General features: G+C 71.2%; 14 protein-coding genes and 1 tRNA gene. 6 read left to right on the forward strand and 9 right to left on the reverse strand.

All coding sequences use genetic code 11. The features are described 5' to 3' along the window. Positions 1–216: 216 nt before the first annotated feature. A complete protein-coding gene (locus ACZ404_RS26235; protein ID WP_468444243.1) occupies positions 217–996 on the forward strand; it encodes a hypothetical protein in 780 nt (259 codons plus the stop codon). A gap of 21 nt (positions 997–1,017) precedes the next feature. On the opposite strand, the gene ACZ404_RS26240 is transcribed toward ACZ404_RS26235, so the two are convergent. Further along, positions 1,018–1,329, reverse strand: coding sequence for a hypothetical protein (locus ACZ404_RS26240; protein WP_468443918.1), 312 nt, complete (start codon positions 1,327–1,329; stop codon positions 1,018–1,020). A 99-nt stretch (positions 1,330–1,428) separates the two neighbouring features. On the opposite strand from ACZ404_RS26240, the gene ACZ404_RS26245 reads away from it, so the two are divergent. Further along, positions 1,429–1,659, forward strand: coding sequence for a DUF4287 domain-containing protein (locus ACZ404_RS26245; protein WP_020940491.1), 231 nt, complete (start codon positions 1,429–1,431; stop codon positions 1,657–1,659). 72 nt (positions 1,660–1,731) lie between these two features. Here the strand turns inward: ACZ404_RS26245 and ACZ404_RS26250 are convergent, their stop codons facing one another. The 6 genes from ACZ404_RS26250 to ACZ404_RS26275 all read right to left on the reverse strand — a co-directional run bounded on the left by ACZ404_RS26250 (position 1,732) and on the right by ACZ404_RS26275 (position 7,530). Further along, positions 1,732–2,577, reverse strand: a complete 846-nt coding sequence (locus ACZ404_RS26250) for a Bax inhibitor-1/YccA family protein (RefSeq protein ID WP_468443920.1) — start codon at positions 2,575–2,577, stop codon at positions 1,732–1,734. A 169-nt stretch (positions 2,578–2,746) separates the two neighbouring features. Further along, entirely contained in the window at positions 2,747–3,922 is a 1,176-nt protein-coding gene (locus ACZ404_RS26255; protein ID WP_468443922.1) for a 4-hydroxybenzoate 3-monooxygenase, read from the reverse strand. A 189-nt stretch (positions 3,923–4,111) separates the two neighbouring features. Next, complete coding sequence (locus tag ACZ404_RS26260) at positions 4,112–4,786, reverse strand: hypothetical protein (RefSeq protein WP_468443924.1); 675 nt, start codon at positions 4,784–4,786, stop codon at positions 4,112–4,114. A gap of 207 nt (positions 4,787–4,993) precedes the next feature. After that, positions 4,994–6,919, reverse strand: coding sequence for a hypothetical protein (locus ACZ404_RS26265; protein ID WP_468443926.1), 1,926 nt, complete (start codon positions 6,917–6,919; stop codon positions 4,994–4,996). 116 nt (positions 6,920–7,035) lie between these two features. After that, positions 7,036–7,254, reverse strand: coding sequence for a hypothetical protein (locus ACZ404_RS26270; RefSeq protein ID WP_468443928.1), 219 nt, complete (start codon positions 7,252–7,254; stop codon positions 7,036–7,038). A gap of 60 nt (positions 7,255–7,314) precedes the next feature. Next, positions 7,315–7,530: a hypothetical protein gene (locus tag ACZ404_RS26275; RefSeq protein WP_468443930.1), complete on the reverse strand. Its 216-nt coding sequence runs from the start codon at positions 7,528–7,530 to the stop codon at positions 7,315–7,317. 232 nt (positions 7,531–7,762) lie between these two features. Here ACZ404_RS26275 and ACZ404_RS26280 point away from each other — a divergent pair, with 232 nt between their 5' ends. Together ACZ404_RS26280 and ACZ404_RS26285 are read left to right on the forward strand one after the other, a co-directional pair. Then, on the forward strand, positions 7,763–8,161 hold the full coding sequence (locus ACZ404_RS26280) for a helix-turn-helix domain-containing protein (RefSeq protein ID WP_468443932.1): 399 nt from the start codon (positions 7,763–7,765) through the stop codon (positions 8,159–8,161). A 192-nt stretch (positions 8,162–8,353) separates the two neighbouring features. Further along, the gene (locus ACZ404_RS26285; protein ID WP_468443934.1) at positions 8,354–8,605 is read left to right on the forward strand and encodes a hypothetical protein; all 252 of its coding nucleotides are present in this window, start codon (positions 8,354–8,356) and stop codon (positions 8,603–8,605) included. 53 nt (positions 8,606–8,658) lie between these two features. Here the strand turns inward: ACZ404_RS26285 and ACZ404_RS26290 are convergent. Continuing rightward, positions 8,659–8,745, reverse strand: a tRNA-Leu gene (locus tag ACZ404_RS26290). Positions 8,746–9,160: 415 nt separating this feature from the next. On the opposite strand from ACZ404_RS26290, the gene ACZ404_RS26295 reads away from it, so the two are divergent. Together ACZ404_RS26295 and ACZ404_RS26300 are read left to right on the forward strand one after the other, a co-directional pair. Next, complete coding sequence (locus tag ACZ404_RS26295) at positions 9,161–9,961, forward strand: ABC transporter ATP-binding protein (RefSeq protein WP_468443936.1); 801 nt, start codon at positions 9,161–9,163, stop codon at positions 9,959–9,961. Continuing rightward, positions 9,961–12,489, forward strand: a complete 2,529-nt coding sequence (locus ACZ404_RS26300; RefSeq protein ID WP_468443938.1) for an ABC transporter permease — start codon at positions 9,961–9,963, stop codon at positions 12,487–12,489. Before ACZ404_RS26295 ends, ACZ404_RS26300 begins: the two co-directional genes overlap by 1 nt. Before the next feature lie 58 nt (positions 12,490–12,547). Here the strand turns inward: ACZ404_RS26300 and ACZ404_RS26305 are convergent, their stop codons facing one another. Continuing rightward, positions 12,548–13,837 (reverse strand): class I SAM-dependent methyltransferase, encoded by a 1,290-nt coding sequence (locus ACZ404_RS26305; protein WP_468443940.1) that lies wholly within the window; start codon positions 13,835–13,837, stop codon positions 12,548–12,550. Positions 13,838–13,960: the final 123 nt, after the last annotated feature.

Raw genomic sequence — 13,960 nt, forward strand, 5'->3', positions numbered from 1 at the left:
TTTTGTGATCCAATCTCCCTCAGGATGTGACCTACCTCCCTCGCCGACGGCATCAATGCTGGTCAGTGCAGGTCAGTGCCGTCGCCCGGGAAACGCGGAGACCAAAGTCCTGTCCGTTTCGTGACGTTACGCACTGACAGCTGGTTAGTCCGCCCTTCAAGCTGATGTAGGAAGTCGGGGGTCGACTTTGAACCTGGGAGTACGTCAGTGAGCGCCATGCCGATCGCCCTGCTGCTCACCACGGCCGCCACCGGCGCCGTGGGCGTCGCCGTCCTGCGCACGGTCCTGAAGCTGCGCCGCCAGCTCGGGGAGCTGCAGGCCCAGCTCGCCGGGGACCAGGCCGCCGTCGGCGCGCTGCTGCCCGCCGCCCGTACGACCGCGGACGCGGAGGAGATACGCGCGGCCGTGGCCGAGGCGCTCGCCGAGGAGCGGGAGCGGGAGCTGGCCGAGGCCCGCGCCTTCTGGGCCGCGCAGGAGGCGCGGGACGCCTCCGACGCCCCTTCGCTGCTGGGCCTCGCCGACAGCGATGTGTTCCTGCCCCGGCAGGCGGACTTCGCGGGGATGGAGCCGCTGGAGCCGGTCGCCGAGGCGGCCACCGAGGCCGACGAGTTCGCCGGGGAGTCCCCCGAACTGGCCGCGGCGCGCCGCCGCCATCCCTCGCATCCGGACTTCGTCCCGGTGCAGTCCCGGGCCGTGGGCGACCACGAGCGCACCGTCACCACGCTCGAAGAGCTCGCCGCGGGCCGTACCGAGCTCGCCGACGTCCGGCCCGGCCCGCTGGGCACGCTGGACGTCTACGTCTTCGCCGACGGCACCACCCTGTGCATGACCCCGGGCCATCGGGAGACGGCCGAGCGGCTGGCGGCGGCCCTGCGCGAGGGCGAGTCGCCGTACCTGCTCGGCGGCTCGGGCATCTCCGGTGCGTACACGCTGACGTTCGCGTGCGGCGAGGACACGGTCTACATCCTGGCCGACAGGGTCATCGCCTCGCTCTGACGGCCACCCGCCCGGGGGCGTTCAGACCCCCGCCCTCTTGCGGGACTCCTCCACCAGCTCCACCGCCTCGGTGACCTGGTCCTCGCTCTCGAGTACGAGGGCCAGGTCGTGCGCGGCCACCAGGATCTGGTCGGCGGCCGCGAACATCCCCGCATCCGGCATCTCGTGCGGCTCGGCGGCCGGTTCCTCCGCGAGCTGGGCCCGCCGGGACATCTCCCGCGCCAGGGCCAGGGCCTCGGCGGCGGCGCCCCGCTGGAGCCGGCTCTGCGGAGCGGCCCTCAGGCGGTCCGCGAAGTGATCAACTGCTCGGATCAAGGGCGTCGTATCAAGCACGCGCCGAGCGTAACGTGCCGCACTGTTGCCAATACGCGAACGCTCAGGCACGGTGACGTGAAGGACCGGCTTACATCCCCTTTGCGTTCGGAGGCGCCGATGTCCCAACTCTTCTCCGAGGAGACCCACCGCAACCTGCTCGCCCGCATCCCGCACTGCACCGGTCGTGAAGTCTCCGACTGGTTGCGCACCGTTGAAGAAGGCCCCGCCCTGTTCCGCTTCGAGGAGAAGGTCAGCTGGCTCCGGCACGAGTACGACCTCGCGTACGGCCACGCGAAGGCGATCGTCCATGAGTACGACCTGCGCCGGGCAGCACGCAAGCTGCTCTAGATGAGGGAAGGGCCCCGGGCTGCGTCAGCCCGGGGCCCTTTCACACGACTGGGTCCGTCCAGCCGTCACCGGCTAGTCGTTGCTGCTGAAGATCGCCACCAGGCGCAGCATCTCCACGTAGATCCACACCAGCGTGAGGGTGAGACCGAACGCGGCGAGCCAGGACTCGTTGCGCGGGGCGCCGTAGGCGATGCCGTCCTCGATCTGCTTGAAGTCGAGGGTCAGGAAGAACGCGCCGAGCAGGATGGCGATGATGCCGACGATCGCGCCCAGCGGGCCGAAGCTGCGCAGTCCGCCGTCCTCGGCGACGCCGAACGCCACCAGCAGCAGGTTGACCGCCATGACGAGCACGAAGGCGATGGCGATGGCCATGCCGATGCGGGCGTAGCGGGCGGTGACGCGGACCCAGCCGGCCTTGTAGACCAGCAGGGTCGCGGCGGAGACCGCCATGGTGCCGAGCACCGCCTGGAACGGGGCGCCGTGCCACTGGCTGTTGTACATCTCGCTGATGACGCCCAGGAAGACGCCCTCGAAGGCGGCGTACCCGAGGATCAGCGCGGGTGACGGGGTGCGCTTGAAGCTCTGCACCAGCGCCAGGACCATCGCGATGATCGCGGCGCCGAACGCCAGGCCGTAGCTGGTCGCGGAGACCGGCAGCAGGGCCCAGGCCAGGACGGCGCCGAGGGCGACCGTGCCGAGCGTGAGGGCCGAACGGACGACGACGTCGTCCATCGTCATCCGGTCGGTGGTGGCCGGGGCCTGCGGCGGGGCGCCGTACTGCACGCCCTGCTGGGCGTAGGGATTCTGCGCGTAGGGGTTGCCCTGTGCGTACCCGGCCTGCGGTGCGGTGTTGAAGCCGGCGTAGCCGCTGTCGCGGCTGAACCCCCGTCGCGAGAAGACCGGGTTGCTGCTCCTCATTTCACTCCTCCATGGCTGCCGTGCGCAGCCTTGGCTCAAGAGTAATGGATTGGCAAAGGATCGACCGTAATACTTGAGGAGGATCTTTCCCTCGCCGTGCTGCGCAACACGCTACGTGGCCCTCTGATTCCCCGCCACGGACGATCGCATTCCATGACGAACCTGGGACCTACCCGAAAGGAAACCCGGTGTACGCCTCGGCCAGGTCGGTCTCGGCCGCGCGGGACGTGGCGATGCGGTCCAGGCGGGCGAGCTGGAGGCGGAGGTCGAAGGGCGTGGCGTCCGGGGCGCGGTGCAGCAGGGTCGTCATGTCGTAGGAGAAGCGCTCGGCCTGCCAGACGCGGGTGAGGCAGGTCGCGGAGTAGGCGTCCAGGAGGTCCGCGGAGCCGGTCTCCTTCTGGTGGACGAGAGCGCGGGCGAAGGTCACGACGTCGCCGACGGCCAGGTTCAGGCCCTTCGCGCCGGTGGGCGGCACGATGTGCGCGGCGTCGCCGGCGAGGAAGAGACGGCCGTGGCGCATCGGCTCGTGCACGAAGGAGCGCATGGGCGTGACCGACTTCCGGGTGATCGGCCCGCGCCGCAGCGTCCAGGCGTCGTCGGTCTCCAAGCGGCGTTCCAGTTCCGTCCAGATCTCGTCGTCCGCCCACTCCTCGGCCTTGGTGTCGGCGGGGACCTGGAGGTAGAGGCGGGAGACGGACGGTGACCGCATGGAGAGGAGGGCGAAGCCGCGGTCGTGGTGGGTGTAGACGAGTTCGTCGTGCGAGGGCGCGACGTCGGCGAGGATGCCGAGCCAGGCGTAGGGGTACGACCGCTCGAACACCCGGGAGAGCGGGGCGGGGAAGGCCCGGCGGGCCACGCCCCAGAAGCCGTCGCAGCCGACGACGTAGTCGCACTCCAGCACGTCCTCGCGGCCCTGGTGCCGGAACGGGATCCGCGGCCGGTCGCCGTCGGCGCCCTCGACCGCCAGGGCCTCCGCCTCGAACAGCAGCGGGCCGCCGTCGGCGAGCCGGAGGGCGATGAGGTCCGTGCAGACCTCGGTCTGGGCGTAGACCGTCACGGACCGCCCGCCGGTGAGCGCGGGGAAGTCGACGCGGTGGCGGCGCCGGTCGAAGCGCAGCTCGATCCCGTCGTGCCGCAGGCCCTCGCGGTCCATGCGCTCGGCGGCCCCGGCCGCGCGCAGCACGTCGACGGTGCCCTGTTCCAGGATCCCGGCGCGCTGGCGGTGCTCGACGTAGGCGCGGTCGCGGCTCTCCAGGACGACCGAGTCGATGCCGGCGCGGTGCAGCAGCCGCGCGAGCAGCAGCCCCGCGGGACCGGCTCCGATGATTCCGACGGTGGTGCGCATCGGCCTGTCCCTTCGACGCTCACTCATATTGTTCGCGTGGTGAAGTTCTGTTCACCAACTTACGGGCGTTGAGTCTGCGTCGGGGGGCACACGGTGTCAATGGGTGAGGTGGCATGAGGCCGGCCGCCGGGTCCGCGGGAGGCGCTCGCGGACCCGGCGGCCGGCCGGGGTGGGACGGTCAGGGCGCGGTCAGTGGCCCGGCCAGCCGTCCAGGTGGCGGTGCAGGGTGACGTCGGGCTGTGCCTCGCCCTTCGGGGCGTGGGCCACGGCGTCGCGCAGCACTCCGGAGACCTCGCCGGCGAGGGCGTCGACCCGTGTCCTCAGCTCGGCGGCGGGCAGCGAGGAGCGGGTCAGCGCGTCCAGCCGGCGGTGGATGTCGGTCAGTTGGCGCCGGGCGTTCGCGTCGAGGTCGAGCGGGGTGGGCGTGGAGACGACGAACTGGTAGGCGCCGGCGAGGGTCTGGCAGCCGGTGCACTTCTTGTTGGCGGCGTCGCTGAGGTTCACGGCGTTCAGGTGTGTGTGCTCACCGGCGACCGTGACGATCTGGAAGGACAGCGCCACCGAGCGGCAGTGGTCGTCGGCGGAGCAGCCGGCCGACACCGCGTTGGCCTGATTGCGGACACCGGCGGCGTTCACCGTGCCGAACTGGCGGATGGTGAAGGAGTCGCGGGCCTGGGTGTGGTGGGCCCGGTCGGCGTGCGAGAACACGTGGTCCGAGACGACCGCGGCGTGCGCGGGACCGGTCGCCGCCTGCGCCGGGACGGCGGTCGCCACGCCGGCGACCGACGCGGCGAAGAGCCCTATGCGGACGGCACGCTGGGTCAAGGGACGGTTGCTGGAGCGTGCCTTGCGATGGCTGCTCATGGGGTCTCCTGAAGGATGAATGACATGGGGTGAGATGCGCGGCCACGCCGCGCGGTCCGACCGGACCGGGCAGGACGGTGTCAGGGCGACCGGGACGACACCGAGCCGGTGCCGCCGGACGGAGGCCGGTCGGCCGGGTCGGCCGGGTGGAACGGTCAGCCGGGCCGAGCCGGTCGGTGGGCCGAGCCGGTCTGCCCGGGCGGCTCCTCAGGGGGAGGCTGCGGACGGCGAGTCGGTCGGGGGTGGGTCCGAAGGGCTGGGCGGGGGTGAGGCCGGGACGCTCTCCGACGGGGTGGGCGAGGACTCGGGCGCCGGTTCGGAAGACGCCGGTGCCGGGCCGCCCGCCGAACCTCCGCCGGAGGAGGCCGGTGTCCGCGTGGCGCTCCTCGTCGGCTTCTTCGCCGGTGCGGACGACGTGGCGGTCGTCTGCGCGGCCGAGGCGGAGGCGCTGCCCGACGCGTCGGCCGACGGCCCGCCGGACGCCCCGGGCGACGGTGCCCCCGGCAGGGCCGAGGGCGAGGCGGAGGCCGTGCCGGTGCCGTCGTCCGCACCGTCCGGGTCGCCGCCGGGCGTCGAGGCGTCCGGCGAGGGAGGCGCCGTGGTGGGCACCCCCGGCTGCAGGATCGGAGCGATCGGCGGCTTCTTCGGCAGGGGCTGCGGGGTCACTCCGGACACCCACGCGTAGCTCAGGCCCCCCAGCCCGACGACGGCGAGCGCGCACACGACGAGGCGCAGCCGGGGCCGGCCGGCCGTGGCGCGTTTCGCCGCCCGGAAGAGCCGTCCGCCGATCTTCACCGACAGGTAGACGACGCCGGCCATCGGGCACAGCAGCATCACCGTGCCGATCACCCCGACGAGCCCGGCGACGACCTCGCCGTGGACGAACGCCGAGCCGGTGCCGAGGACTTGCTCGGTGAGCGAGCGGATCATGGTGGTGAGGATCCGCGGCAGGTTCCACAGGGCGTAGCCCATCTCGCCGACGATCAGCGGCACCATGGTCAGCACCCAGGTGGCGACGATGGTGCGCGCCGACTTCTTCAGCCCCGCGACCTCGGTGCGGGCCGCCCGCCCCCGCGCTCCCGGCGCCAGGGAGAGCAGGATCGGGCGGATCTTGCCGTAGAGGTCCGGCACTCCGGCGAGGTCGCCCAGGATGTAGTAGCCGTCCAGGCGGACGGCCGGCATCAGCTGTTCGAGGATCTCGAAGTGCCCGAGGTAGACCGCGGCGAGGAAGAACTGCGCCTTGGTGGCGAAGTAGGCCCCGGCCATGGCCAGCATGAAGACGACGTTGAAGTACACCCCGCCCAGGTCGGTGCGGAGCCGTCCGGCGCGGCTGATCCGGTAGACGTCGGTGACGTCGGTGTACATCGACGGCCAGATGAGGAAGAGCCCGCAGCCGATGCACCCGGGCCGGCCGCCGCCGTAGCGGCAGGCGGAGGCGTGGCCGAACTCGTGGAAGACGAGCGAGGCCACGGTGAGGACGAAGACGATGAGGATCAGCAGCGGCTGGTCCAGGACCTCCAGGACCGGTTCGATCGCCCCGAAGAAGCCGAACAGCCAGACGTCCATCGCGACCGCCGACAGCAGTACGGCGGCGACGACGGCCGGCCGGTGCAGCCAGGCGAACGTCCGCGCGATCTTCGCCGTCCGACGCTCGTTGAAGATCACCCGGTGGCCCTTCAGGGCCAGCAGCAGGTCGGAGCGCGGGGCGTCGACCTCGTCGTCCTCCTGGCCCTCGGGCACCGTCACCCCGAGCGGCTCCAGCTTGTTCTCGACCAGGTAGCGGACGTTCTCGCCGCTGACCTCACGGCCGAAGCGCGCGCTGACCCGGTGGGCGATCGTGTCGACGTCCCGGACCCCGTCGACGGACGACGCCACCAGGTACAGCAGCCGTGACAGCTGCACGACCTGCCCGTCCCCCCGACGGGCGATGTACTTGGGGTCGGTGAAGCCCGAACCCTGGTACTCGCCGTGCAGCCGCAGTCCCGCGCTGAGCCGGGGCACCGGGCGGGCCGGCGCCCCGACGACGGGCAGGGTGCCCGTCGCCACCTGCTCGTACGTCACCGGCCTGCCACCGGGCCCGGGTACCGGGCCGGTGTCGTACAGCGCGGTGGTGCCGTCTCCCAGCACCGTCATGTGTGGTCTCCCCCCACGTCCTCACCGCTGTCCCCCCGGCATGCCCCAAGGGGCGGACCGCGCCGCATGTGTGGGTGCGGTCCGCCCCCGGGGCCGTCGTCGCGGCGGTGCCGCCGCTACTGCTGGACCGTGATCGACTGCACGGCCTGCGACTCGGCGTCGGACCACGAGGAGTGGTCGTTGAGCGCGGCCGACTCGTTGTGGGCGGAGATGTTCGCGACGTGCTTGGTGACGTTGACCGTCTTGCCGAAGCTGAACTTCAGCCGGCCGAGGGCCTCACGGCCCGGCAGCAGCTCCGCCGACTCGCCGTCCAGCTCGCGCATGTCCATGCTCATGATGGGGGTCCTTTCCCTTTGTTCTCGGTGTTCTTCGGTGGGTGGGGTGGTGCGCGAGCGTTACTGGACGACGCTGATGCTCTGGGCGGCACCGGAGTCGGCCACGGACCACGAGGAGTGGTCGTTCAGGGCGGCGGACTCGTTGTGCGCGGAGATGTTCGCGACGTGCTTGGTGACGTTCACGGTCTTGCCGAAGCTGAACTTCAGCCGGCCGAGGGCCTCGCGACCCGGCAGCAGTTCGGCGGACTCGGCCTCGAGCTCGTGGGCGTCCATCATGATCAATTCCCCCTCGGGAAATGGGCATTTCCGGTCGGACCGAGTCAGGTTCCCCCCGGACTCTGTCCAACTTGGTCGGACGGGCTGTCCAACGAGATTGGACACTAGGGCCTAGGGGCGCCGCCGCGCAACCCTCTTCGTGAATCACCCTTTCGGCCCAGCACCTACCCGCCCGTAGAATCCCCCCGACAGGGAGGTTCCCGGCCGAGCGGCGAGCAGGAAGTGACCAACGGTGGCCAACGCACTGCAGCAGTTGATCCGCGAGCGCCTCGATCGCAACGGCTGGTCCTACGGCGACGTGGCGCGCCGCGGCGGCGTCCCCCGCTCCACCGTCCACCATCTGGCCACCACCGACCGGGTCGTCCGCATGCCCCAGGCGGCCACGCTGGAGGGCCTGGCCAAGGGCCTGGAGCTGCCGCTGGACACCGTCCGGCGGGCGGCGGCGGAGGCTTGCGGCATCCACGTGTACGGCACCCCGGCCGGCCCGGAGAGCGACGCCGTGGCCTCCCGGAGCGCCGACCCCGAGGTGGACCTGCTCATCGCCAGCGTCCAGAAACTGTCCGCCGACGACCGCCGGCATGTCGCCGCCCTGGTGGAGTCCCTGCTGGGCCGCTCGACGGACAAGCAGTGACCTGAGACGTCCTCAGCGACCGGACCGAACACCGGTCCGACCACCGGTCGGCCCAGGATGCGTGCCGCTTCCGTCAACTCGGAAAAAGATTTCACACCCACCCGAAACCGCAGAGATCCCCCGCTAGTCTCTCGTCCTGCCCGAGGAGCGAGAGCCGCACGACCCCGGGCTCTTGGGGGGAACGTGTTGTTCGTGCATGGCGGGCCGGCCACCGCGGTGGTCAGGGGGCCCGCCGGTGAATCGGTCGTCCTGCTCTCCGGGGAACTGCCCGAGGTGCTCACCGAGGGGGCGGTCGTCGAGCTGCTGGACCTGGCGGCCGCGATCCTGGACGCGGACGAGCTGGCCCTGTTCCACACCTGCCTGCGCACCCTTCGCCGCAACGGCATGAGCGCGGGCCGCCGCATCGAGGTGGGGGGAGCGGTGCTGACGGTGTACGAGGGCTGAAAGAGGCTCAGGGGCGGGACTGCCCTTGCGTGCCGCGCCGGTGAGGCAGCGGTTGGTGCCCGGAGCCGGACTTGAACCGGCACGCCCGCGAAGGGGCAGCGAGGTTTAAGCTCGCCGTGTCTGCATTCCACCATCCGGGCAGGCCATGGGCTCCGCTAAGAGGCTCCGAGCCTATCGGGACGCCTCCCTCGAACAGCGGAAGTGATGGCCCGATGTTGTCTTATTTTATTGACGTCTGAGGGTGCATCAGCCCACGGAACGGGCCATCAGCACTTGCCAATAGCGTGACGGGGCGTGGGTGCGCGCGTACGCGGAATGACGGAATTTCACCTACCGAACGAGGGTGGCCCACCTGTTCTCGGCCACCTCGGTCTCAGGGTCGGCCGTCCTCCCCAGGTATGACACGGCCGGCTTCCGTCCGACCGCAGTCGCCCCCAGGAACCGGAACAGCGACTGACTACACGGGCGCCGGCGGGCGGAACGATGGGACGCGTCCCCCGAACGAAGACGCACACGTCGTCGCCGTACACGTCGTCCCGACAGGAGCACCTTCCCGTGACCACCACACCCACCGCCGGCCGGACCACCTCCGTGGCCGCACGCGCCACGGAACTGTCCAAGATCTACGGCCAGGGCGAGACCCGGGTGGTCGCCCTGGACCGCGTCTCGGTCGACTTCCGGCAGGCCGAGTTCACCGCGATCATGGGCCCGTCCGGTTCCGGCAAGTCCACGCTGATGCACTGCGTGGCCGGTCTGGACAGCTTCTCCTCCGGTTCCGTGCGGATCGGCGACACGGAGCTGGGCTCCCTGAAGGACAGGCAGCTCACCAAGTTGCGCCGGGACAAGATCGGCTTCATCTTCCAGGCGTTCAACCTGCTGCCGACGCTGACCGCGCTGGAGAACATCACCCTTCCGATGGACATCGCGGGCCGCAGGGCCGACAAGGCGTGGCTGGACCAGGTCATCCAGATGGTCGGCCTGTCCGGGCGGCTCAGCCACCGCCCCGCGCAGCTCTCCGGCGGCCAGCAGCAGCGCGTCGCCGTCGCCCGGGCGCTCGCCGCCAGGCCGGAGATCATCTTCGGTGACGAGCCGACCGGCAACCTCGACTCGCGCTCCGGCGCCGAGGTGCTGGGCTTCCTGCGCAACTCCGTGCGGGAGCTGGGCCAGACCGTGGTCATGGTGACCCACGACCCGGTGGCGGCGGCGTACGCGGACCGTGTGATCTTCCTGGCCGACGGCCGGATCGTGGACGAGATGTACGGCCCGACGGCCGACTCCGTGCTCGACCTGATGCGCAGTTTTCCTGGGGGAAACCCCCAGACCCCCGAGTTCGACGCGAAGGGCCGTACCTCCTGATGTTCCGCACTGCCCTGCGCAACGTGGCCGCGCACAAGGCGCGGCTCCTGATGACCGTGCTCGCCGTCATGCTCGGCGTGGCGTTCGTCTCCGGGACGCTGGTGTTCACCAACAGCATCTCCGACGCCTACCAGAAGAGCTCCGCCAAGGGCTTCGACCACGTCGACGTGGCCGTCGGGGCCAAGTACCAGGACTCCAAGGGCGACCGGGTCGGCAAGAGCGCCGAGCTGACCCAGGCGCTGCTGGACAAGGCCGGCAAGGTGCCCGGCGCCGCCTCCGCCACCGGTGTCGTCACCGGCTTCACCGCCATCGCCGGCAAGGACGGCAAGCTGCTCGGCGACGGCTGGCAGTCCGAGGGCGGCAACTACTGGGGCACCAAGGACGCCCGCTACCCGCTGACCGACGGTCACGCGCCGCACGGCCGGGGCGAGGTGCTCATCGACTCCAGGACCGCCGAGCGCGCCGGGTACAAGGTGGGCGACACCGTGCGCCTCTCGGTCGACGGCCCCGTCCTGAAGCCGACGATCGCCGGCATCTTCACCACCGACGACGGCAACGTCGCCGCGGGCGGCAGCCTCGCCCTGTTCGACACGCCGACCGCGCAGTCCCTGTTCGGCAAGAAGGGCACGTACGACGAGATCGACGTGGAGGCGGCGCCGGGTACCAGCCAGGCCGCTCTGAAGTCCGCTCTCGACAAGGCCCTGCCGTCGCACCTGGTGGAGACCACCACCGGCAAGCGGCTCGCCGACGACCAGGCGCAGATGATCTCCTCGTCGATGAGCGGGCTGAAGAACAGCCTGCTGGTGTTCGCCGGCATCGCGCTGTTCGTCGGCACGTTCATCATCGCCAACACCTTCACCATGCTGGTCGCCCAGCGCACCAAGGAGCTGGCGCTGCTGCGCGCGGTCGGCGCCTCCCGCCGCCAGGTCACCCGGTCGGTGCTCATCGAGGCGCTCGTGGTCGGCACCGTCGCCGGCGTGACCGGCCTCGCCGCCGGCATCGGCATCGGCGCGGGGCTGCGCAGCCTGCTGGGCTCGTTCGGCGCGAGCGTGCCCGACGGGCCGCTGGTGATCACCCCGGGCACCGTCGTCGCCGCCCTCGCGGTCGGTGTCCTCATCACCGTGCTCGCCGCCTGGCTGCCCGGCCGCCGGGCCGCGAAGATCCCGCCGGTGGCCGCGATGAGCAGCGTCCACGCCAAGGCCACCACCAAGTCGCTGGTGCTGCGCAACACGCTGGGAGCGCTGCTCTCGGCGGCCGGTGTCACCGTGGTGCTCGCGGCCACCTCGATGGACGCCGACTCCGCCCAGGGGCCGATGGGCCTGGGTGCGGTGCTGCTGATCATCGGCGTGTTCGTGCTGACCCCGCTGCTGTCCCGCCCGCTGATCGCGGCCGCGGCCCCGGTGCTGCGCGTGTTCGGTGTCTCGGGCAAGCTGGCCCGCCAGAACTCGGTGCGCAACCCGCGCCGCACGGCGGCCACGGCGTCCGCGCTGATGATCGGCCTGACCCTGATCACGGGCATGACGGTGATGGCGGGCAGCCTGCAGACGTCCATCGACAAGATGGCCAGCGCCTCGATCCGCGCGGACTACGTGGTGTCGATGGCCAACCGCTCCCCGCTCTCCCCGGACGTGGCGACCAAGCTCGCCGCCGCCGACGGCGTCACCGCCCTCAGCCCGCTGCGGGGCGGCGAGTCCCGCATCGGCGGCGAGACGGAGTTCCTCACCGGCGTCACCGGCTCCGCCATCGGCGACCTCACGGACCTCAAGGTGGACGACGGCACCTTCCGGGTGGACGGCACGCACGTGGTCGTGGACAAGGACCGGGCCACCTCGCACCACTGGAAGCCCGGTTCCCGGTTCACCGCGCACTTCGAGGACGGCAAGGCGCGCACGCTCACCGTCGCCGGTGTCTACGAGGGCAACGACCTGATCAGCGGCATCCTGCTAGACGACAAGGTCCTCACCCCGCACCTGAGCGACCCGGCCGACATGCAGGTCATGGTCAAGACCTCGGGCGGCGCGAGCAGTGCCACCAAGGACCGGCTGGAGAAGGCCCTCGGGAACAACCCGGCGATCCAGGTCCAGGACAAGCAGGACATCTCCAACGACATCGCGAAGATGTTCACGCTGATGCTGAACATGGTCTACGGCCTGCTCGGCATGGCGGTGATCGTCGCGGTCCTCGGGGTCATCAACACCCTGGCCATGTCGGTCTTCGAGCGCTCCCAGGAGATCGGGATGCTGCGCGCGATCGGCCTGGACCGCCGGTCGGTCAAGCGGATGGTCCGCCTCGAGTCCCTGGTGATCTCCCTGTTCGGCGGGGTGCTGGGCATCGGCCTGGGCGTGTTCTTCGGCTGGGCGGCCGGTGAGCTGCTGGGCACGAAGATGGCGACGTACGAACTGGTCCTGCCCTGGGGCCGGATGGCCCTCTTCCTGCTGCTCGCGGCGGTGGTCGGTGTCCTGGCCGCGCTGTGGCCGGCCCGGCGCGCCGCCCGGCTGAACATGCTGGCCGCGATCAAGGCCGAGTAGCCGTACGACCCTGCGGAGGGGCCCCGTTCCGTCGGCGGAACGGGGCCCCTTCGTACGGTCAGACGGTCCAGGTGCGGGACCGCAGCGGGAGGCCGGAGGCCCCGGACTCGGGGGTGCGGACGGCCAGGACCTGGTTGACGCCGATGCGGTTGCGCTCGAAGGCGAGCGCGCAGGCGGCCATGTACAGCTGCCAGACCCGGGCGCGGCCGGGGCTGGTCAGACGCACCGCGCGGTCCCAGCCGGACTCCAGGTTGGCCACCCATTGGCGCAGCGTGCGGGCGTAGTGCTCGCGCAGCGACTCCACGTCCCGCACCTCGAACCCGGCCCGCTCCAGCTGGGTGACGGTGGTGCCGATGGGGGCGAGTTCGCCGTCGGGGAAGACGTAGGCGTCGATGAAGGCGTCGACCTCGTACGTCGTCTCGTCGCGCTGCGGGCGTCGGGCGATCTGGTGGTTGAGCAGCCGTCCGCCGGGGGCGAGGAGGTCGTGCAGGGTGCGCGCGTACTCCAGGTAGCGTTCGGCGCCGACGTGTTCGGCCATGCCGATGGAGGACATGGCGTCGTAGGGGCCGTCCGCGACGTCCCGGTAGTCCTGGACGCGGATCTCCACCCGGTCGGTCAGGCCCTCGTCGGCGACGCGCTTGCGGGCGTAGACGGCCTGCTCCTGGGACAGCGTGATCCCGACGGCGTTCACGCCGTGCTCCCGGGCCGCGTGGATGACCATCGAGCCCCAGCCGCAGCCGACGTCCAGCAGCCGCTGACCGGGCTTCAGGGCGAGCTTGCGGCAGACCAGTTCGAGCTTGTCGCGCTGGGCGGTCTCCAGGGTGCCGTCCTGCTCCCAGTAGGCGCACGAGTAGACCATCGACGGGCCGAGGACGAGCTCGTAGAAGTCGTTGCCGACGTCGTAGTGGTGGCTGATGGCCCGCTTGTCGCTGCGCCGGGTGTGCAGATGGCCCGGGCGGCGGACCTCCTCGGGGGGCGGGGCGGGCGGCAGCGGCGGGCCGGCCATCCGCAGCAGGCCGCGCGCGGCGGAGCGGACCTCCGGGTCGCGCAGTGCCCGCACGAGGCCGCGGGCGTCCTCGTCACGTTCCCAGACCAGGCCGGCCAGCAGGTCCAGGGCGGCGTAGAGGTCGCCCTCGACGGTCAGGTCCCCGGCCACCCAGGCCCGGGCCAGGCCCAGCTCACCCGGCTTGAAGAGCAACCGGCGCAGCGCGCGGCGGTTGCGTACGACCAGCAACGGTGCTCCGGGCGGCCCCGCCTGCGAACCGTCCCAGGCGCGGATACGCACCGGCAGCGGGATTCCCAGCAACTGTTCCAGCAGTCTGACGAGCCGCGGCGCGGCGTCGGCCATGGTGCACACCTCCGTGACGATTGATCCCGGATGTCTGTCACCACGTAAACACCTGCGCGGCCCGGTGACAGTCCCCCACGCGCGTTACATCTCGGCAAACACCCCGACCGCCGCCCCCGCACG

The sequence above is a fragment of the Streptomyces sp. NPDC030798 genome (assembly GCF_055572275.1).

Bases quoted from the DNA above. Each gene is read 5' to 3' on its own strand.
- ACZ404_RS26235 (WP_468444243.1), top strand. From the start codon at position 217: ATGCCGATCGCCCTGCTGCTCACCACGGCCGCCACCGGCGCCGTGGGC.
- ACZ404_RS26245 (WP_020940491.1), top strand. From the start codon at position 1,429: ATGTCCCAACTCTTCTCCGAGGAGACCCACCGCAACCTGCTCGCCCGC.
- ACZ404_RS26250 (WP_468443920.1), bottom strand. From the start codon at position 2,577: ATGAGGAGCAGCAACCCGGTCTTCTCGCGACGGGGGTTCAGCCGCGAC.
- ACZ404_RS26255 (WP_468443922.1), bottom strand. From the start codon at position 3,922: ATGCGCACCACCGTCGGAATCATCGGAGCCGGTCCCGCGGGGCTGCTG.
- ACZ404_RS26260 (WP_468443924.1), bottom strand. From the start codon at position 4,786: ATGAGCAGCCATCGCAAGGCACGCTCCAGCAACCGTCCCTTGACCCAG.
- ACZ404_RS26265 (WP_468443926.1), bottom strand. From the start codon at position 6,919: ATGACGGTGCTGGGAGACGGCACCACCGCGCTGTACGACACCGGCCCG.
- ACZ404_RS26270 (WP_468443928.1), bottom strand. From the start codon at position 7,254: ATGAGCATGGACATGCGCGAGCTGGACGGCGAGTCGGCGGAGCTGCTG.
- ACZ404_RS26275 (WP_468443930.1), bottom strand. From the start codon at position 7,530: ATGATGGACGCCCACGAGCTCGAGGCCGAGTCCGCCGAACTGCTGCCG.
- ACZ404_RS26300 (WP_468443938.1), top strand. From the start codon at position 9,961: ATGTTCCGCACTGCCCTGCGCAACGTGGCCGCGCACAAGGCGCGGCTC.
- ACZ404_RS26305 (WP_468443940.1), bottom strand. From the start codon at position 13,837: ATGGCCGACGCCGCGCCGCGGCTCGTCAGACTGCTGGAACAGTTGCTG.